Origin of the sequence: Kluyvera chengduensis (genome assembly GCF_044197065.1) — a bacterium.
Taxonomy (GTDB): domain Bacteria; phylum Pseudomonadota; class Gammaproteobacteria; order Enterobacterales; family Enterobacteriaceae; genus Kluyvera; species Kluyvera ascorbata_C.
Genome location: NZ_JBIQOI010000002.1, coordinates 639,889 through 657,994, shown reverse-complemented (window position 1 = coordinate 657,994; position 18,106 = coordinate 639,889). Strand labels below are relative to the sequence as shown.

Annotated in this window: 14 protein-coding genes; 10 read left to right on the top strand and 4 right to left on the bottom strand. The window is 52.0% G+C overall.

Features of this window, described 5'->3' with window-relative positions:
* Positions 1–14: 14 nt before the first annotated feature.
* On the top strand, positions 15–656 hold the full coding sequence (locus ACH1XZ_RS08820) for a hypothetical protein (RefSeq protein ID WP_395595230.1): 642 nt from the start codon (positions 15–17) through the stop codon (positions 654–656).
* Positions 657–1,729: 1,073 nt separating this feature from the next.
* Positions 1,730–5,152 (top strand): autotransporter outer membrane beta-barrel domain-containing protein, encoded by a 3,423-nt coding sequence (locus ACH1XZ_RS08815; protein WP_395595229.1) that lies wholly within the window; start codon positions 1,730–1,732, stop codon positions 5,150–5,152.
* 37 nt (positions 5,153–5,189) lie between these two features.
* Here ACH1XZ_RS08815 and ACH1XZ_RS08810 read toward each other — a convergent pair whose 3' ends face one another.
* On the bottom strand, positions 5,190–6,074 hold the full coding sequence (locus ACH1XZ_RS08810; RefSeq protein ID WP_395595579.1) for a LysR substrate-binding domain-containing protein: 885 nt from the start codon (positions 6,072–6,074) through the stop codon (positions 5,190–5,192).
* Positions 6,075–6,181: 107 nt separating this feature from the next.
* On the opposite strand from ACH1XZ_RS08810, the gene ACH1XZ_RS08805 reads away from it, so the two are divergent.
* The 3 genes from ACH1XZ_RS08805 to ansP all read left to right on the top strand — a co-directional run bounded on the left by ACH1XZ_RS08805 (position 6,182) and on the right by ansP (position 9,391).
* Positions 6,182–6,763 carry a nuclear transport factor 2 family protein gene (locus ACH1XZ_RS08805; protein ID WP_395595228.1) on the top strand — a complete coding sequence of 194 codons (582 nt, stop codon included), beginning with the start codon at positions 6,182–6,184 and terminating at the stop codon, positions 6,761–6,763.
* A gap of 270 nt (positions 6,764–7,033) precedes the next feature.
* Positions 7,034–7,633 (top strand): transporter, encoded by a 600-nt coding sequence (locus ACH1XZ_RS08800; RefSeq protein WP_395595227.1) that lies wholly within the window; start codon positions 7,034–7,036, stop codon positions 7,631–7,633.
* Between the two features lie 315 nt (positions 7,634–7,948).
* On the top strand, positions 7,949–9,391 hold the full coding sequence (ansP, locus tag ACH1XZ_RS08795) for an L-asparagine permease (protein WP_395595226.1): 1,443 nt from the start codon (positions 7,949–7,951) through the stop codon (positions 9,389–9,391).
* 44 nt (positions 9,392–9,435) lie between these two features.
* Here ansP and ACH1XZ_RS08790 read toward each other — a convergent pair whose 3' ends face one another.
* Positions 9,436–10,761, bottom strand: a complete 1,326-nt coding sequence (locus ACH1XZ_RS08790; RefSeq protein WP_395595225.1) for an OprD family outer membrane porin — start codon at positions 10,759–10,761, stop codon at positions 9,436–9,438.
* A gap of 64 nt (positions 10,762–10,825) precedes the next feature.
* Positions 10,826–11,614 carry a histidine phosphatase family protein gene (locus ACH1XZ_RS08785; protein ID WP_395595224.1) on the bottom strand — a complete coding sequence of 263 codons (789 nt, stop codon included), beginning with the start codon at positions 11,612–11,614 and terminating at the stop codon, positions 10,826–10,828.
* Positions 11,615–12,115: 501 nt separating this feature from the next.
* Between ACH1XZ_RS08785 and surE the strand changes: the two genes are divergently transcribed.
* Positions 12,116–12,991, top strand: coding sequence for a 5'/3'-nucleotidase SurE (surE, locus tag ACH1XZ_RS08780; protein WP_395595223.1), 876 nt, complete (start codon positions 12,116–12,118; stop codon positions 12,989–12,991).
* A 6-nt stretch (positions 12,992–12,997) separates the two neighbouring features.
* On the opposite strand, the gene ACH1XZ_RS08775 is transcribed toward surE, so the two are convergent.
* Positions 12,998–13,951, bottom strand: a complete 954-nt coding sequence (locus ACH1XZ_RS08775; RefSeq protein ID WP_395595222.1) for a hypothetical protein — start codon at positions 13,949–13,951, stop codon at positions 12,998–13,000.
* A 168-nt stretch (positions 13,952–14,119) separates the two neighbouring features.
* Here ACH1XZ_RS08775 and ACH1XZ_RS08770 point away from each other — a divergent pair, with 168 nt between their 5' ends.
* The 4 genes from ACH1XZ_RS08770 to dsbG are packed head-to-tail and all read left to right on the top strand — an operon-like array spanning position 14,120 to position 18,101.
* Complete coding sequence (locus ACH1XZ_RS08770; protein ID WP_395595221.1) at positions 14,120–14,482, top strand: hypothetical protein; 363 nt, start codon at positions 14,120–14,122, stop codon at positions 14,480–14,482.
* Between the two features lie 47 nt (positions 14,483–14,529).
* Positions 14,530–16,569, top strand: a complete 2,040-nt coding sequence (locus ACH1XZ_RS08765; protein ID WP_395595220.1) for a protein-disulfide reductase DsbD family protein — start codon at positions 14,530–14,532, stop codon at positions 16,567–16,569.
* A 6-nt stretch (positions 16,570–16,575) separates the two neighbouring features.
* Complete coding sequence (locus ACH1XZ_RS08760; protein WP_395595219.1) at positions 16,576–17,298, top strand: DsbA family protein; 723 nt, start codon at positions 16,576–16,578, stop codon at positions 17,296–17,298.
* A gap of 44 nt (positions 17,299–17,342) precedes the next feature.
* Positions 17,343–18,101, top strand: coding sequence for a thiol:disulfide interchange protein DsbG (gene dsbG / locus ACH1XZ_RS08755; RefSeq protein WP_395595578.1), 759 nt, complete (start codon positions 17,343–17,345; stop codon positions 18,099–18,101).
* Positions 18,102–18,106: the final 5 nt, after the last annotated feature.

Genomic DNA, 18,106 nt, shown 5'->3' with positions numbered 1-18,106 from the left:
AACCAAGGAAGGTGATGATGTTGCTGAGTATTGATTGTGAAAGAATCAACTGTATGAATTGTGCTTTAAAACCAGAAGCGACAACTGATGATGTACGGAACAGGGTGTTCTGTCAGGATGAGTGTTTTCGTGCCTGGCCTAAATCCAGCCCTTATTTTTCATTGGGCGTAATGGAAGGGCTGTTAGATTCTAATGATAGAAAACAGTGTTCTGGGTTTGTATTTATTGACTTTTCTATCAGCTACCTACGTTTTTTTATCGATGAGCGATGGGTAGATTTTCTTGTGGATAAAAATTTAAAGGTAATCATTGTCTGCGATAAATACCTCAGACCATTAGCAAACTACTGGCTTAAGTATAAAAAAGAATTGTTTTTAGCTATTTATCATGACGTTAATGTTATTAATGCCTGTGATCTTTTAAAGAAAAAAATGATGTATCAACGTGGTGCCTTTAATAGAGGTGATGCGCTCTCTGCGTTAGAGTTTCTGGTACTCAAAACGCTTATTGCAGGCCGAAGTTGTCACGGGTTGGCTGATACGCTGAATGTTAATATCCGCAGAATCTACTCTGCAAAACAGCGCGTAGAAAAGAAAATGGGCGCTGATGTCAATACACTCTTTTTGTTGTCCTACCCAGTAGTGTCATCACGATAGTCATTTTTAACTAGTGCTAGTCTCAGCGTATATATCGCGTCGTCAGGAGATAGTGGTAATATTCTTATTTTACTGGAAAGAATCATTTTTGATATTTATCAAATTGTCTTCTTTTATTCTATTTATTGCATTGATAGTGCAATCATCGTGGTTCAAATAGTTCCGCAGAGTTAAGAGTTGAACAGCAATGTTGATCTGCCTAATACATAAGAAAGGCTATTCATTTTTTTATTTTAATGCGTTAAACAAGAAGAACATGGCTTTTATGGGTGCTAATTGATTAGCGTTGTTACATGATCATGTTTTTGATTGATTGGCTGTAACATTAAGATTTTTACCAATTATAGATTTTATCTATCGATTCTTTTGACGTGTTGTTAAAAAATCTATTGGAAACAATTTGTTAAATGTTCAACTCTTAAATAGAGGAAATGATACTTTTTAATAAAGATGGTTATGGATTGCCACTGAATAATAAATTGACTGGTTTCTGCGTCTGTTAACCAACGCCATTGTCTGCGATTTATTGCCCATGCTTTACGAATAAGCAGGCCGCTTTTCGAATCAAACCATCCGATAGCATATGTAGGGAGACATAATGTATGAAATTTCATAATATAATAATATCACAAATACTACTCACAACGATAGTTGGGAATAATGCGTGGGCACAGAGTACGTATACTATAACCGATGGGGTGCATGACTGGGATGTCGATCGGGTTATTAATGGCGTATCCGGTTCACCGGGTAGTGGTTTACGCGGTGATGGTAGTTTAATCGCAATAATAAATTCCGCCAGCAACATTGATGTCAGCAATAATTTTAGCGGTATGTTCTTATCCAATAGTGCATCGGTAACGATAAATAACACAAACACCGACAGTGTATTCTCGGCGAGCGATAATGGTTGGGAAGGCATTCTGGTCGAGTCTGGGGCCGACTTGACCGTCAATGGTATGAATATCAGTGCTAATGGCAACGTGGATAACGGTATCCGGGCCGATACTGGAGGGGTAATAACGATCACCGACGCGGGTAAATTAACTTTTAATAATAACGAAAAAAAAGGCATGTTTGCTTTTTCGGATGACAGCGCGATGAGTATTACGGGTAAAAATGATAATTCTTCCTACCTCTACGTCAATGATAACAATACCGCTGACAACTGGGGGGGCGGAATATGGTCGGAAAACAATGCGCTAATTAGTCTCACTAATATGAACATCGAGGTGACCGGCAATGGAGTCGCGGGGATCATGCTATTGTCCGGCGGTAATATGGATATCTCGGGTGATGGCCGACAATATCTCCAGGTAACCGATAATGGAAAGGGCAGAGATGGTGGTGTCGTCGTGAAAGGACAATCATCGCTCAATATTATGGGCATGAACCTGAAGGTTGAAGGTAACGATTCCTACGGGATACGCGCTACCGAAGGCGGGACCGTCGACATTGTGGGAACCCATAATAACCAGTTGAACGTGGCGAAAAACAATAGCGCCGATGGCAACATGGGGAACGGTATTGTAGCAGATCGCTCTTCTTCCGACGGAACCCGTTCGGTTATCAATATCCAGGACATGAATATCAGGGTCGACGATCAGGCCTATCAGGGCATTGCCGCTCGCGACGGCGGGTTGCTCAATATCAGCAGCACTCAGGGTACGCATACTCTGGAAGTTTATAACACCCGAATGGCCACCGATCATGGACAGGACTTAGGTAAAGGTATCCACGCCAAAGGTGCTGACAGTGCCTCAAAACAGGTCTCGACGATTGTTATTACCGACATGGATATCATTGCCAATGATAATGAGCTGGAAGGCGTTGTGGCGGCGAACAGCGGCATTATTCATATTGAAAGTACATCGGGAAACAATACGTTAACGGCAAATGAGAACCGTCGCTATGCAGCCAGCACCCCGGACGACTGGACATACGGCGCCGGGCTGCTGGCTCACGGCGTGTCTGCGGATACCCCAGAAAATCAGGCCGCCATTATCATCAGAAACATGAATGTTGAGGCGAATGACAATGGCCTTTACGGTCTGTATGCGCGCGACGGCGGCATTATTTCTATCATCGGCGATGGCTCTCACACTCTGAACCTTATCGGTAATAAATCCACCGCGGACGATACCTATGACGCGGGTATCGCGATTGAAGGATTGATAGCAGGCGCTACGTCAGAAATACCTGCGGTCATCGAAATCAACAATATGGAAATCACCATTAAGGATAATGGTGGCTACGGCATTGATGTTGCCGGTGGTGGGAAAATGTCGGTCTCGAGCGACAGCGGCAATACCTTAACCGTCTCAGGCAATCAAAAGGGGGATACCGGTAATCGTGCCGGGGTTGGCATCAACGTTAACGGTATTTTTGATGGTTTCCGCTCGCAGTTAGCGATTACCGATATGGATGTGCTGGTCGACGGTAGCCCGGATGCCGGTGTGAAAGTGGCGGACGGCGGCCTGATTAATATTGTCAGCCATAGCGGCAATAACCAGCTGAAAGCCAACGACAATGATAACCACGGTACGCAATATAACGAGGGCGCGGGTCTGTTTGCCGTTGATTCTGAAAGCACGACCAATGAGGTCGCGACGCTGAATGTGATAGGGATGAACATTGAGGCGAAGAACAATGGCTCTTACGGCGTACTCTCGGAAGGCGGGAAGATTGCTATTCAGGGGGACGGCGCTCACATCCTGGATGTTGACGGTAATGGTCGCTACGGCTTACTGGCAAAAGATGGCGGAAGTATGCTGATTTCTGGTATGCAGGTTTCCGGAAATTCATCAGAGCACTCATTGGTCGGTATCGAACGCAATGGGCTGATCCATTTCGCCAACAGTACTATTTCCACTGACAATAATGCGTTGTTTTATACCTGGAGCGATAGCAACTCGCAAAAGAGCCAGTTTATTCTGGATAACGCCACCGCTATCGGTAATGGCCAGATGTTGGCAAACTTTACGGCGGCGAATACTGCGCTCGACGCAACGAATTCCTGGCTGGTCAATGCGATCGTCACCGATTACTCCTCTGATGCAACATCAACGGTGACACTCGATAACTCCGTCTGGCAAATGAAAGCCGATAGCAACATCACCGACCTGATAGCCAACGGTGCTTATTTAGACCTCCGCGGCGCGGCAAGTTTTAATACGCTGACGGTGGATAATAGCTACAAAGGCGCAAATAGCACGCTGGAGATCAATACTCGATTGGGTAATGACAGCTCACCAACGGATAAGCTGGTGGTGGCGGGCGATACCTCTGGTACCACCACCGTGGTGGTGAACAATGCTGGCGGCAGCGGTGATAAGACCCTCAACGGCATTGAAGTCATAGAGGTCGGCGGGCGTTCGGACGGTGAATTTGTCCAGTCCGGCCGTATCGTGGCGGGTAGCTATGAATACTCCCTCGGTCGCGGCAATGGGACAAACAGCAGCCAGTCTAACTGGTATCTGACGAACACCGTATCACCAGCAGACCCGGATGGACCGTCGGTTTATCGCCCGGAAATAGGTTCTTACCTGGCGAACCTGATGGCGGCCAACACCATGTTCAACCTCCGGTTACACGACCGCCTTGGCGATACGCAGTATACCGACCTGCTGACGGGGGAAGAGAAGGTGACCAGCCTGTGGCTGCGCCAGGTTGGTGGGCATACCCGTTTTGATACGGCACAGGAGCAACTCCAGACGCAAACCAACCGCTATGTTGCACAGCTTGGCGGCGACATCGCTCAGTGGAGCCATGATGGTCTGGATCGCTGGCATCTTGGCGTGATGGCGGGCTATGGCAACAGCCAGAGCAATACGGAGTCGAACGTCAGCCACTATCGTTCGCGTGGCCATGTCACGGGCTACAGTCTGGGGCTGTACGGTACATGGTATGCCAACGAAGAGGATAAAACCGGCAGTTATCTCGACAGCTGGGTGATGTATAACTGGTTCAAGAACACCGTGTCCGGTGAGGGACTTGCCAGTGAAAAATATAATTCCGATGGCTTCACGGCGTCAGTGGAAGGGGGATACAGCTTCCTGCTGGGGCATCGTAAAGATGGGCGTTCTACCTACTGGCTACAGCCAAAAGCCCAGGTCACCTGGATGGGCGTGCAGGCGGATACGCATACCGAAGAGAACGGAACGCGCGTCAAAGGCAAGGGCGGCGACAACGTGGAGACGCGTTTGGGCATCAGAACGTATATCAAAGGGCACAATGCGATTGATGACGGTAAAACCCGGGAGTTCCAGCCGTTTGTCGAGGCAAACTGGATCCACAATTCGCGCAGCTATGGTGTCGCCATGAACGGGGTGAGCAGCCACATTCAGGGGGCGCGCAATCTCGGAGAACTGAAGCTCGGCATAGAAGGCCAGCTAAACCGAAATCTTCATGTGTGGGGCAACGTGGCAGAACAGATAGGAAGCAAAGGCTATAGCGATACTCAAGCCATTCTGGGCATGAAATATACTTTTAAATAAAAACCGGCACCTGGATGCAGACCTCGGCATCCAGGTTTTAATCAGGCAAACGGATTGCATGCTGCCTGAACGCTCTCACCGCCTCGCTCGACTCCTGCTCGCGATAGATCAACATCAGATTCGCGCTGAGCGCAATGTCTTCCAGACGGCGATAAACCAGACCGGGGATCTGCACCTGCTGTAAGGGCTCTGGAATTAATGCGATACCTAATCCGGCCGCCGCAATAGCCAGGACGCTTAGCGTACTGCTGGAACGCTGAGCAATATGTAGCTGTTCACCCAGCATTTGCTGTAGCCCTGTAAACAGTCGTTCATGAGCATCATGTGCTTCGTACAGAATCAGCGCGTGCCCGGCAAGCATGCCAGGCGTGATGCTCTCATTGGCGGCCAGCGGATGATCCTCGGGTAGTGCGACGAGAAACGCCCAGCGTCCGATTTGCTGCGCCAGAATACCCGGTTCAGTGGTTTTGCTGCTGTCGGGCGCATAGCCTATATCAAGTTGGCCCGCCAGAATGGCCTCAATCTGTTGCTGAGGAGCGGCTTCTTCTATTAACAGCTCCACATCCGGATAAGCATGACGAAACTCGCGGAGATCGGTCGTCATCTTGCCGCTAAAAATGGCGTTACCGGCAAAACCGACCCGCACTCGCCCGGTCTCACCGCGCAGCGCGCGTTCAACGGCATCGCGGGTATGTTCCGCCTGCTCGAGCGTTCGTCGGGCCTCCGTCAACATGAGCCGTCCGGCTTCGGTGAGTTCAACGCGGCGGCTGGTGCGGAGAAATAATGCGCCACCCAGTTCTGATTCCAGTGCTTTAATTTGCATACTGAGCGCAGGTTGCACGATGTTGAGTCGCTCAGCGGCGCGGCCAAAATGGCCCTCTTCGGCAACGGCCAGAAAATAGCGGAGGTGACGGAGTTCCATAGTGATTTTATTAATCATTAATAATGATGGATCGGTAATATCAATATATTTGAATTGCATCTCGCTTGCCAGCACACTCATCCCACCACCTTACTGGAGATACCTTCATGCAAACGCAAAATAACGATCGCCAACAGCTTAACGACCTGGTCAACGGATGGATCCACCGCGATCTTGGCGAGTGGACGCAGCTACGGAATCTTTTCCATCCGGACGGCACCATTGAGATCACCTGGTTTGAAGGGCTGGCGAGTGATTTTGTCGATGGCTCGATGCGTATGGGGGCATCAGATTTACGTACCAAGCATCTTATTACCTTACCCCGCATTACCTTCAATGCCGAAGGAACCAAAGCCACTCTGGAGACCAACGCGGTGATTATTGCCGAGAACGTCAAACTGAATATCGGCTGCGAATGTCATAACCGCTTTTTCGATCTGGCGGAAAAACGTGATGGCGTCTGGAAGCTGTTTCATCGCCAGAGCATTTACGACATGGGCACCTTCACCTTCCCGCAGGGTTGGGTGGAGATAGAGCCAGGCGTGGTAGCCCGTTATCCTCGCGAATATGCGCCGCTGGCTTATTTGCTGGAAAAGAGCGGTTTCCCACTGAGCCGCGTTTTTGCTACCCGCAGCAGTGAACTGGAAACCAGAATGAAGACGGAAGGGCAACGCTGGCTAGCGGCCTGATGCAGAGAGGTTCATGAGCGGTTGTCGCCGAGGCGGGCCGCGCTGAATGTTTGAAAAATACGCATTGAAGACGATGTTTTTATATCGATCTTAATATACTCGTGAGTAGATTCTCATACTGAAATATTTTACCTGTGTCATGGTGGTATTTATTATTATTCTGGAATAACGCAATAATTGTTAAATTTTGTAGCCATTGAGGCACATAAGGATAAGTTTGGTTATGGTCTGTGATGTAAGCTGCTGCTTTATTAAAAGACCGTGAATATTATGATCTTAGTTAATTTATTTTTGCGCTGTTTCTTTTTATCGCTGGCGACCGGCGTTGCTATTTTATGCCTGCACATCGATGTCAATATTCTCAAAAATGGCCTGTCTGAAGTCTCACTCACTGAGATTGTTCAGGAGTCTATTCTCTTGCTTATCGTCCTGATTCACCTCGTGGCTGCACGTAAGCAACCCGACATGCGCCAATGCAATGTCTTGATTGCTGGCTTCTTTATGGCCATGCTGATTCGAGAGCTCGACGGCGTTTTTGACCTCATTCACCATGGCAGTTGGGTATGGTTTGCGCTGATAGTCAGTATTATTGCAGCGGCCTATGCCGCTCGCCAGCCTCAACGGGTATTAAATCAGCTCACCCAGTACACGGCGAAACCCGCCTTCGGAATGATGCTGTCAGGATTATTAGCGACGCTGGTATTTTCTCGCCTGTTTGGTATGTCGTTGCTCTGGCACTCTCTTTTACAGGATGGCTACGTCCGGGCAGTGAAAAATATGGTGGAAGAGGGGACTGAACTCTTCGGCTATATTCTCTGCCTGGCAGCCTCGGTGGAAATATTTCGTCGGTCGAAGGTTAATCACCGTTAAATCTTGCACGTAAAAAATCATCGCGTTTTTAAAGGCTTCCTTCAGGAAGCCTTTTTTACGCCTATTGCGCAGGCAACGGCGGAGGCCCAGCGTAAGTCACCGGGGTTTTCCTTACAGGCACCGTTTTCTAGCGGAAGTTGTCCCTGGAGTAACCGTATGTTTTGCACCGCTTAATAATTGCAGGTAGGATGCTTCGCGGCAGTTTTATCCCTACGCAGAATGACGGGAAGAACGGCACGGGGCTTCATGGATATGCGTTCCATATTCATTTGAAAACCTTATGTATTCCATAAATCAGACAGGTACAGGGAAATAATGGAAACACAAAACACACAGGCTGCGGAACAACACGCGGCAAAACGACGCTGGCTGAACGCCCACGAAGAGGGGTATCACAAAGCGATGGGCAACCGGCAGGTGCAGATGATCGCCATCGGTGGCGCCATCGGTACTGGCTTATTCCTCGGCGCCGGTGCGCGTCTGCAGATGGCGGGTCCGGCGCTGGCGTTGGTTTACCTGGTTTGCGGCATCTTCTCGTTCTTTATTCTCCGCGCGCTGGGCGAGCTGGTATTGCACCGTCCGTCGAGCGGCAGCTTCGTCTCCTACGCCCGTGAGTTTCTCGGTGAAAAGGCCGCCTACGTGGCGGGCTGGATGTACTTCGTCAACTGGGCGATGACCGGCATTGTTGATATCACCGCCGTGGCGCTCTATATGCACTACTGGGGCGCGTTTGGCGATGTGCCGCAGTGGGTGTTTGCGCTGGGGGCGTTGGCGATTGTCGGCACCATGAATATGATAGGCGTGAAGTGGTTCGCCGAAATGGAGTTCTGGTTTGCGCTGGTTAAGGTGTTGGCGATTGTGGTGTTCCTCGTCGTCGGGACCGTGTATCTGGGCAGCGGCAAACCGCTGGATGGCAACGCCACCGGCTTCCATCTGATAACCGACAACGGCGGCTTCTTCCCGCACGGCCTGCTGCCTGCGCTGGTGCTGGTGCAGGGCGTTGTCTTTGCCTTTGCCTCCATTGAGCTGGTGGGTACTGCGGCGGGTGAGTGTAAAGACCCGCAGACCATGGTGCCGCGCGCTATCAACAGTGTTATCTGGCGTATCGGTCTGTTCTACGTGGGCTCGGTTGTGCTGCTAGTGCTGTTGCTGCCGTGGACGGCCTATCAGGCGGGGCAGAGCCCGTTTGTCACCTTCTTCTCCAAACTCGGCGTGCCTTATATCGGCAGCATCATGAACATCGTGGTACTGACGGCGGCGCTCTCCAGTCTGAACTCCGGCCTCTACTGCACCGGGCGCATCTTACGCTCGATGGCGATGGGCGGGTCCGCACCGAAGTTTATGAGCAAAATGAGCCGCCAGCACGTGCCGTACGCGGGCATCATGGCGACGCTGGTGGTTTACGTGGTGGGCGTGTTCCTGAACTATCTGGTGCCGTCTCAGGTCTTCGAAATTGTCCTGAACTTCGCCTCGCTGGGGATTATCGCCTCGTGGGCGTTTATCATGGTTTGCCAGCTACGTCTGCGTAAGGCCATCAAAGAGGGCAAAGCCGCGGATGTGAACTTCAAGCTGCCGGGCGCGCCGTTTACCTCATGGCTGACCCTGCTGTTCCTGCTGAGCGTGCTGGTCCTGATGGCGTTCGACTACCCGAACGGCACCTATACCATCGCTTCGCTGCCGCTGATTGCTATTCTGCTGGTGGCCGGATGGTTCGGCGTTCGTAAACGGGTCGCGGAAATTCACAGCACCGCGCCGTAACCTTTCTTAAGGGCCTGATAGGTTCACTATCAGGCCTGCTTGTTTTAGAACATCCGGAACCGATACTCAATAATCGCTTCAGACGATAGCGTATGCGTTCGCGTATAGTGACCGTTCGTGAGTACGGGTGTTTTCCCACTGGTTTTATAGGACCAGCCGGGGCCAAACATCAGCCATACGGTGAGATTTTTCATCGGCATAGCGGAAGGTGTCCAGCGGGTAAACGCATTAATCTCGCCGGTGCGAACGTGGTTATCTTTATAGTTAAACTGAGCGATATTTCCCGCCAGCCCAATGGCAAGATCCGGCGTTATCTTATAATCGGAGATATTAGCCAGTACCAGTTCGCCATCACGCATATAATCGTCGCCTGCGTAAGCCATCGAGATAAACGTGCCTCGTGAGTTTTTACTCATATGGCGAGGATAGAAGCCCACCTCGTTCTCTTTTTTAGCACTGGTATAGCCAACGCCCCATTTTGTACTCCAGCGGTCTGCCTGCCAGGTAGCATCAAGAGCAAAATGCCAGGCGTTATGATCGAAATCGCGCTTGCTCGCCGGCATGGCGAGGTATTCGTCCAGCGCCTCGGTGGCGTAAATTTGCGTGCCGATACTCAAACGGCTGAGAGGACGTAACTGGGTAAACAGCAAATGGCGGCGTAGGTAGTTTTCACTCTCTCCATAGCCATATTGCAGGCTGAATGGCTGACTATTCCACAGCAATTCACCAGAGGCCAGGTGGTTAATTTTGGCCCCAGTGTTGGTCTGGAACTGCTTCTTATCCGGAGAGTTTCTATCCATCGAATTTTCCACATAGGCACCACGCAGCGTCAGGTTTTCGTTGCTGATGCCACCGCTAATGCCTGAGTAGGTTGTTGGCGATAAGCGGTTTGATGTGGAAATCACCCCGTAGTTTTTTAACACCTGCCAGCCCCAGCGGGCATTCAGTTGGGTATCGCCAACAGTGTATTTAAGCTTAATATTGCGTTGGCCGAATTTTGAATAACCCTCGGCGTTACTTTTTTTATTCCCATCACCGTTATTATAAAGTACGCCTCGAGAGTTAAAATAATCACTGGCACCTAATTTGACTGCGCCATAATAAACGGCATCCACACCTATAAAGTCAGCAAAGTAGCCTGATTGATAGTCAACGGCCACGCCCTGGCCCCAGGCATTGTGAACGTGCGTTGGATTGGCATTCTCTTCTTTAAGATACTTCCAGTAATTCTTTAATGACAGCGTCATTGATGAATCGCTAAAGAAAGGATCGGCGAATAAATTATTATCAGTGTGACTCGCATCAGCAGCCCAAACGGACGCGTGGCTGCCCAGCAGCAGCATTGCTGCTGCCAGTGTTTTCATTTTCATTGTTTTATCCCAGAATAGCGCCGCGGGGAAATGGTGTTCCGCGGCTTAAAAAGGTGTAGGGCTATTATTGGTTGTTCAGACGCTGTTTACCGGCCTCAACATATTGCAGAGTGCCAATTTCCGGTACGCGGTAATGGCCATCCTTATAAATGATTTTAACGACGGCGGCATTTGCCAGCGGTTTGTTTTTGTCGGCTGAGTCGCTGAGATCGGAAATCATAATTTGCATCGAGGTTCCCGATGAAATGGCCAGCACGTTTTTATCGCCGTTTTCCTGCGCCTGTTTGACGATAGTCGCCAGCGCGGCCTGAGTTCGGGCCTTCACCTGTTCATAATTTTCGGCAAGCCCTTTCGGGTCTGCTTTTGCCAGCGCATTCTGTGAATCTTTCACCGGCAGCGTTCCGGCCTTCATCGCAGCGAAAAGCGCCGCGCCGTTTGCCAGCCCTAGCGCATGTGCACCTGCGTCGGCCATGTCTTTGTTAAAACCGCCCTCAAAACCGCCGAAGAACGCTTCGCGCAGACCTGTGAGTTCATTAAGATGGTAGCTGGTTACGCCCATCTGCTTCAGGATAACGGCCATGGTTTCACGCTGACGGCCTGCGTCACTGGAGTAGAAACGATCAAACTTGATACCTTTTAACCCTTCACCAAGGTAGCGGGCGACCCGTACGCCGTCCTCGGTTAATGGGGTGTCCGCCCAGCCCTGGACGCGGTCAAAAGTATTAAACAGCGTTTTTCCATGACGGGCAAAATAGATGGTAACCGTATCATCTTGTGCTGAGGGCGGGGTATCTGCCGCAAAACAGGTTGCTGCGCTGGTAAGCGTAACGAGAGCAATGAGCCACTTTTTCATCGGATATCCTTTTTATATTTGTAATAAACAAAAAAACCTGCGTTCTTTCTCAACTGCTGAAATAGCATGGTTGAGAAAGAACGCAGGTTTTGCCTGTTGAAAACAGTAACAATCCAGTTTTGCTGGACAATATCACTATCGAAATAGAATGGAAGCAAATTTTTTGTCACAGGCCAATATTTGTGATCATCCTCAAGTCTTAGATTTCGATATATATGATCAAATTTATTTCATCAAATAATTCCCCCGATATAGTTACTTCGCTAAATTAGGTTGTGGAAAAATGGGAGTATTTCTTTGGCTGTTTATGATATCGGTCACAGAATGCGGATAGTGTATCTGGACGCTGGGGGCTATAGCGGTTACTTTCTCTTTCATATCAGGATTGCTACTGAATAAAGGCAAAACCTAAGACATTTTCTGCTCAGCATGAGTGGGGAATCTCTTAGGTTTTTTTTTGCTTGTCATTTGGACTGACTAATAACCTACTAAGGAGTCACTATGAATTTACCTAAGATAATCGCATCGGTGCTGGCAATATGCGCTTTTTCTGTTCAGGCGGGGGCCGCACCGTTGAAAATACTCATTGTGAATGATGACGGTTGCGAATCACCGGGAAGTACATCGCTTCAGGATAAGCTAAAAGCTAAAGGCTATGATGTCTGGATGGTGGCACCGGCCACTAACCAGAGCGGTATTGGCTCGGCTATTACCTTCAAAACGGGCAAGGTTTTTGACGTGAAAAAAGTAGCGGAGCAGCGCTACTGCTTCCCCGGTACGCCAGCAGATTCCGTGGATTTTGGTCTGAAGGGGTTGCTAAAAAATGCCGCACCCGATCTGGTGATTTCCGGCGTTAACGACGGGCCAAATACCGGCATGGCACAAGTGAACTCCGGCACCGTTAGCGCCGCCGCCCGTGCGGTGCGTTACGGCGTTCCGGCGATTGCGGCCAGCATTGGTTATGTTTTCACTGAAGAAGAGATGAAAAATAAATGGCCGAGCACCCACAAATACTGGCCTGACTCGGTGGACTATGTCGTCAGCGTGGTTGATAAATTAAACGCTCAGCATACGCCGGGGCAACCGCTCTTACCGGCTGGAACGGGGCTCAGTATTAACTATCCGGCACTGGCATCCGCAGACATTAAAGGTGTGCACTATGTTGAAAATCAGCGTTTCCCGGTCGCGCAGATTGGTTACGATATTCTGGAAGATGGTACGGCCAGGCAGACGATGAATCCCGAATCTCTTAAGGCCGTCATGGATGATACCGACTCCGGTTGGTTGAATAAGGGCTATATTACTTATACGATTTTTGATGGTTCCTGGAATGCGCCACAATATGAAGCGCAGTATAAGGCGCTACTGAAACCCTGAGGGCCGTTAAAAGCTCATTGCTAACCCCACGCCGTAGCCGCTGGTGCCGTTGCCAAACATATAGCGCGCCACCAGCCGCGTGCGGGTAATAAAGACCGGGTATTTGCTGCTGTCCATCTCAATCCCTAACCCAACCGAACTCAAGCTATCAAACCCTAAGGTGCCGCGCTGCTCGCCGAGATATTCGGTATGCGCGCCTTCCAGCACGTAGCGCACCGGACTTTTCAGCAGCGTCCAGTCGAAAAGCGGCGCACGACGCCGCAGGTAGAGGCCGAGGTTCTGCGCCGTGGCGCTGCCCTCAACGGCGCTTGAGGTGCTGCCGAAACTCTGTAGATTCATGCCTGTATAACGCAGCTCAATATCAATATCCTGAGCCGCTGAAACCAGCTCATAGTCGAGCATCAACGAGCCACCCAGCCCATAGGCGTTTAATCGGCCGCCGTCGAGGAAGTCGTACTCGGTATTGCGGCGGCGTTCCAGCGCCCACTTCCCGACGCGCAGATCGCTTGCCATGGTGCCGAGCATAAAGTTGGCTATCGGGCGCAACACCAGATTGCCACCCCAGCGGTCGCGGTGCAGGCTAAAATCCCAGCCGATGCCGCCGGTGGCGGTCAGGCTGTTCCATTTGGTGGGAATGCGTCGGCTCTGGTCGCCATCACTTATCACGAACTGCGGATCGTAGCGGCTGTAGCCCATCGCCCCTTCAAGATAGAGCGGAAAGGAATCCCCCAGCGTCGCACCGCCGCCAAACTGGGTAATCGACAGCTCGGTTGAATCATCTGAGCCGGAGCCAATATTGAGGTCGCTGGCGGTAATATCCGGCACAATCATATAGCTCATCAGCGACAGCACCGCATCGGCACGCTGCTTAATGCGATGGCCGTCAGCCGCCTGCAGCGTTGCGCTGAAGGTGAGGGCGGAGAGCAGAAGCAGAAACGTGCCGGGAAATGCCGCGATCATGGTTGGTGTAGCCTCAATCGGGTAGCGATGAATTAACTATAGAGCAGGATTTTCACTCCGGTGAACCCGGCTTACTCCGCCGCGCTAAGACAAAACCTTACACGCGCGCCCCTTGCGCATTGGTGAGGATTGTTTATGATTCGGCTGTTGTGAAACGTCTGGTAATTTATGCGAAATCGTCAGCTTCTTGCGAAAGGGTTCTTGATAGTCACCTGCCTTGCCATGGCGCTTTGCCTGGTACAGCGGGCCGTTTATCTGCACCATTTTCTCGAACAGGCGGGCAACCCGGTTCAGACTCTCTCCACCCCTGCAACGGACGAATCCCAGGTTGGACCTTCGCCGTGCCAGCTTAGCGCCAACTCTCTGTTGTGCGCACAGCCTATTTTCTTCGACGGCGCGCTGCCTGCCGTTATCGTCTTCCTGGCCCTGATTCAGCTATTTGCTGAAGTGCGTGCGTTCGCCTTCCGCGACGTGCCCAGACGGCCGCCCACGGTTCGAATACACCTCAAAAACTGCGTTTTCCGTGAATGATTCATCGTCCTGACGACGATTGATTATTTCATTTACGGAGAAAAAACATGTTGAACATCTTCAGGGGATTATTCCTCCTGTTGCTCGGCTGCATGGCTACCGCTCATGCTGCCGATACCGGGTGGCTCACGTCACCACAAAATGACCACGCGAAAATTCGTTTCCAGGCGGAAAGAGGTAAGGATCGCCTGTATGGCTTGCTGACCGTAGAGCTGCAATCCGGCTGGAAAACCTACTGGCGATCGCCGGGAGAAGGGGGCGTGGCGCCCGACATTCACTGGAAAAACGGTGAAAAGGCGCAGTGGTACTGGCCGACCCCCTCGCGTTTTGATATTTCGGGGCTGATGACTCAGGGCTACCATAACCGGGTGGTTATCCCGATGGTTATCACCGGCAATCCGGGCGACGTGCTGGACGGTACGCTGACGCTCTCGACCTGCAGCAACGTTTGTTTGTTAACGGACTACCCGCTGCATCTCGATTTTAATCAGCCGGTCGACGGCCAGTTCCAGGATGCCTTTGAGCAGGCAATGCGCGCTATTCCGGCGGAAAGTGGCCTGTCGGACGATCTGGCGGCGCACCTGGCGGGCGATCGTCTGGTCATCACCGGTACCACCACGGGCGCATGGCGTTCTCCGGGGATCTATTTCGATCCGCTGGACGGCGGTATTCTTCCCGGTGAGCCGAGCATCAAAACCGACGGCGCGACGTTGACCATCAGTGCCCCGGTGACGGACGAATGGGGCGATAAACCGAAGACGCTGGCGGGTAAAACGCTCTCGTTCGTTCTCACCAGCGACGGCAAAGCGCAGCAAACCACGCTGACGGTTGGCGCCGATGAATCGGCCGCGACACCGCCTCCGGTTGCCCGAACCGGCATCGGCCAGATGCTGCTTTTCGCGCTGCTTGGCGGCTTGATCCTCAACCTGATGCCCTGCGTTCTGCCGGTAATGGGGATGAAGCTGAGCGCCGTGCTCCATGCGGGGTCGGATACGCGCAATATCCGTCTGCGTTTTCTGGCGACCAGCGTCGGGATCCTGGTCTCCTTCGCGCTGCTGGCGGCGATGGTTACCGCGCTGAAGTTAACCGGCGCGGCGCTGGGGTGGGGCATCCAGTTCCAAAGCCCGTGGTTTATCGGCCTGATGGTGGCGGTGACCTTTATCTTCGCGTTGAATCTTTTTGGCGTCTTCGCGCTGCTGTTGCCGTCATCAATGGCGAGTCGCATGGCCACCGCGGGGGGAAGCGGCTGGCTCGGGAGTTTCTTTGAGGGCATGTTTGCCACGCTGCTGGCCACGCCGTGCTCGGCGCCGTTCCTGGGTACCGCAGTCGCCTTTGCTTTGGGCGCGCCGTTGCAGGAACTCTGGCTTATCTTTATCGCCCTCGGCGTCGGGATGGCGATTCCCTGGCTGTTTGTGGCGCTGGTGCCGCAAACCGCTGCGCTGCTGCCGCGTCCTGGTCGCTGGATGGCAATAGTCAAAACCCTTCTGGCCCTGATGATGCTAGCCTCAAGCCTGTGGCTGGCCTCATTGCTGAGTCAGCATCTGGGCGAGTTCGTCAGCAATGCTGTCATCCTGGTGCTGGCGCTTGCCGCGCTGGTGGCGGTCTTTATTCGCGGCCCGCGCGGCGGATTCGCGTTCTATCTGGTGGTGTTCGCGCTCACGGCGTTGAGTGGCTATCAGCTTCGCGGGTTGATTCAAGCCCCTGCGACATCTGAACTGGCAACACAGGCTCGCGCAGACATTCGCTGGCAGCCGCTCAGCGAAGACGCTATTGCGCAGGCGCTGGCCGACGGCAAGCGCGTTTTCGTTGATATTACCGCCGACTGGTGTGTGACCTGTAAGGTGAACGACATGCGCGTACTCACCCAACCGGAGGTTATCGCCGCGCTGAATGCGCCTGACGTGGTGGCGCTTCGGGGCGACTGGAGTAAGCCGTCTGACGCGATCTCAGCATTCCTGCAGACGCGTAACCGTTATGCCATCCCCTTCAATGAAGTTTACGGGCCGGGCCTGCCGCAGGGAGAGATGCTCTCTCCACTGCTGGACTCACAATCTCTGCTTCGCGCTCTGAAACATGCCAAAGGTTAATACACCATGAAATACACGCTTCTTTTTACGCTTTTGATGACCGCCTCCCTGCAGGCTATTGCGGCTCCCGCTCTGACACCTGCCCAGGAGGCTCGCGTTCAGGAACTGGTACAGGAGACGCTGCTCAAGCATCCGGAAATTCTGGTCGCCGCGGCGGATAAACTGGACCAACAAAATGCACAGGCGAACCAGCAGCAGTTGAAAAAGGTCATCGCGCAAAATAATGATTTTCTATTCCATGACCCGAACTCCCCGCGTATTGGCGCGGCAAACCCGCGGCTGACGCTGGTGGTCTTTACCGACTACAACTGCCCGTACTGCAAAAAGTTCGATCCTTACCTGGAGAAGATCGTCGCCAAATATCCGGACGTTGCCGTGGTGTTTAAATTCCTGCCTTACCGCTCGGAAAGCTCGGTTACCTCGGCTCGAGATGCGCTGACCGTCTGGCGCGCGCACCCTGAACAGTTCATCAAATTCAACGACGTGCTGATGGCGAAAAAGGGGTATCACGATGATGCCAGCATTGCGCAGGCGAAAAAGAAAGCCGGCGTGGTGGTGGATACGCCGGATGACGAAAGCCTGGTGACGGTCAAGAAAAGCCTGGCGGTAGCACAGGAGCTCGGCATTCAGGGCACGCCCGCGACGCTGATTGGCGATGAAATGCTCTCAGGCTGGGTTCCCTACGACGATTTTGATGCTATGGTCAGCGAAGCGCTGAAAAAACAGTAACTTTATTCTCGGGGGAGGAATCCCCCGTTCACGGAGAGACGATGATGAAATCGATTATCTTAACGTCGCTGGCGCTGCTCCCGGCGTTCGCCTATGCCAGCGCGCCGCTTCCCGATGTTGTTAAGCGTTTTAGCGAGCAGCAGAACATTACCATCATCAAAGAGGTGGATGCTCCCGGCGGCCTGAAAAGCTGGGTGGGGCAATATCAGGATATGGGCGTTAACCTGTTCCTGACCCCGGATGGTAAGCATGTGGTTTCAGGCTACCTGTATGATGATAAAGGGAAAAACCTGAGTGAAGACTACTTCACGCAGGCCATTTACGTGCCGATGGGTCAGGCGATGTGGAAAAAACTCAACGCGGCCCATGCGCTGAAAGAGGGCGCTGAAACCGCGCCGAGAAAGGTCTTTGTATTTGCCGATCCTTTCTGCCCTTACTGCAAAACGTTCTGGGCGGCGGCCCAGCCTTGGGTTGAGGCAGGCCATGTTCAGCTCAATACGTTGCTGGTGGCGTTTCTGAACCCGAAAAGCGGGCGCAACGCGACGGCCATTCTTAACGCGCCGGATCCGGTCGCGGCCTGGCGGGATTACGAGTTGTCTAACGGTAAGAAATTACCGCGTTTTGACGGGACCACGCCGCGCGAAACCTTCAATCTGCTGCAAGCGCATCAGAAGATGATGGATGACTTAGGGGCGAACGCGACACCGGCGATTTACTATATGAACGATAAGAATGAGCTGCAGCAGGTGGTGGGGATGCCTGATGAGAAACAGCTTGAGGCGATGTTTGGCCCGAAACCCTGATCTCT

Excerpts from the sequence above, each read along its gene's own strand:
- ACH1XZ_RS08820 (WP_395595230.1), top strand. The coding sequence starts at position 15 with ATGATGTTGCTGAGTATTGATTGTGAAAGAATCAACTGTATGAATTGT.
- ACH1XZ_RS08815 (WP_395595229.1), top strand. The coding sequence starts at position 1,730 with ATGTTTGCTTTTTCGGATGACAGCGCGATGAGTATTACGGGTAAAAAT.
- ACH1XZ_RS08810 (WP_395595579.1), bottom strand. The coding sequence starts at position 6,074 with ATGGAACTCCGTCACCTCCGCTATTTTCTGGCCGTTGCCGAAGAGGGC.
- ACH1XZ_RS08805 (WP_395595228.1), top strand. The coding sequence starts at position 6,182 with ATGCAAACGCAAAATAACGATCGCCAACAGCTTAACGACCTGGTCAAC.
- ACH1XZ_RS08800 (WP_395595227.1), top strand. The coding sequence starts at position 7,034 with ATGATCTTAGTTAATTTATTTTTGCGCTGTTTCTTTTTATCGCTGGCG.
- ansP (WP_395595226.1), top strand. The coding sequence starts at position 7,949 with ATGGAAACACAAAACACACAGGCTGCGGAACAACACGCGGCAAAACGA.
- ACH1XZ_RS08790 (WP_395595225.1), bottom strand. The coding sequence starts at position 10,761 with ATGAAAATGAAAACACTGGCAGCAGCAATGCTGCTGCTGGGCAGCCAC.
- ACH1XZ_RS08785 (WP_395595224.1), bottom strand. The coding sequence starts at position 11,614 with ATGAAAAAGTGGCTCATTGCTCTCGTTACGCTTACCAGCGCAGCAACC.
- surE (WP_395595223.1), top strand. The coding sequence starts at position 12,116 with ATGAATTTACCTAAGATAATCGCATCGGTGCTGGCAATATGCGCTTTT.
- ACH1XZ_RS08775 (WP_395595222.1), bottom strand. The coding sequence starts at position 13,951 with ATGATCGCGGCATTTCCCGGCACGTTTCTGCTTCTGCTCTCCGCCCTC.
- ACH1XZ_RS08770 (WP_395595221.1), top strand. The coding sequence starts at position 14,120 with ATGCGAAATCGTCAGCTTCTTGCGAAAGGGTTCTTGATAGTCACCTGC.
- ACH1XZ_RS08765 (WP_395595220.1), top strand. The coding sequence starts at position 14,530 with ATGTTGAACATCTTCAGGGGATTATTCCTCCTGTTGCTCGGCTGCATG.
- ACH1XZ_RS08760 (WP_395595219.1), top strand. The coding sequence starts at position 16,576 with ATGAAATACACGCTTCTTTTTACGCTTTTGATGACCGCCTCCCTGCAG.
- dsbG (WP_395595578.1), top strand. The coding sequence starts at position 17,343 with ATGAAATCGATTATCTTAACGTCGCTGGCGCTGCTCCCGGCGTTCGCC.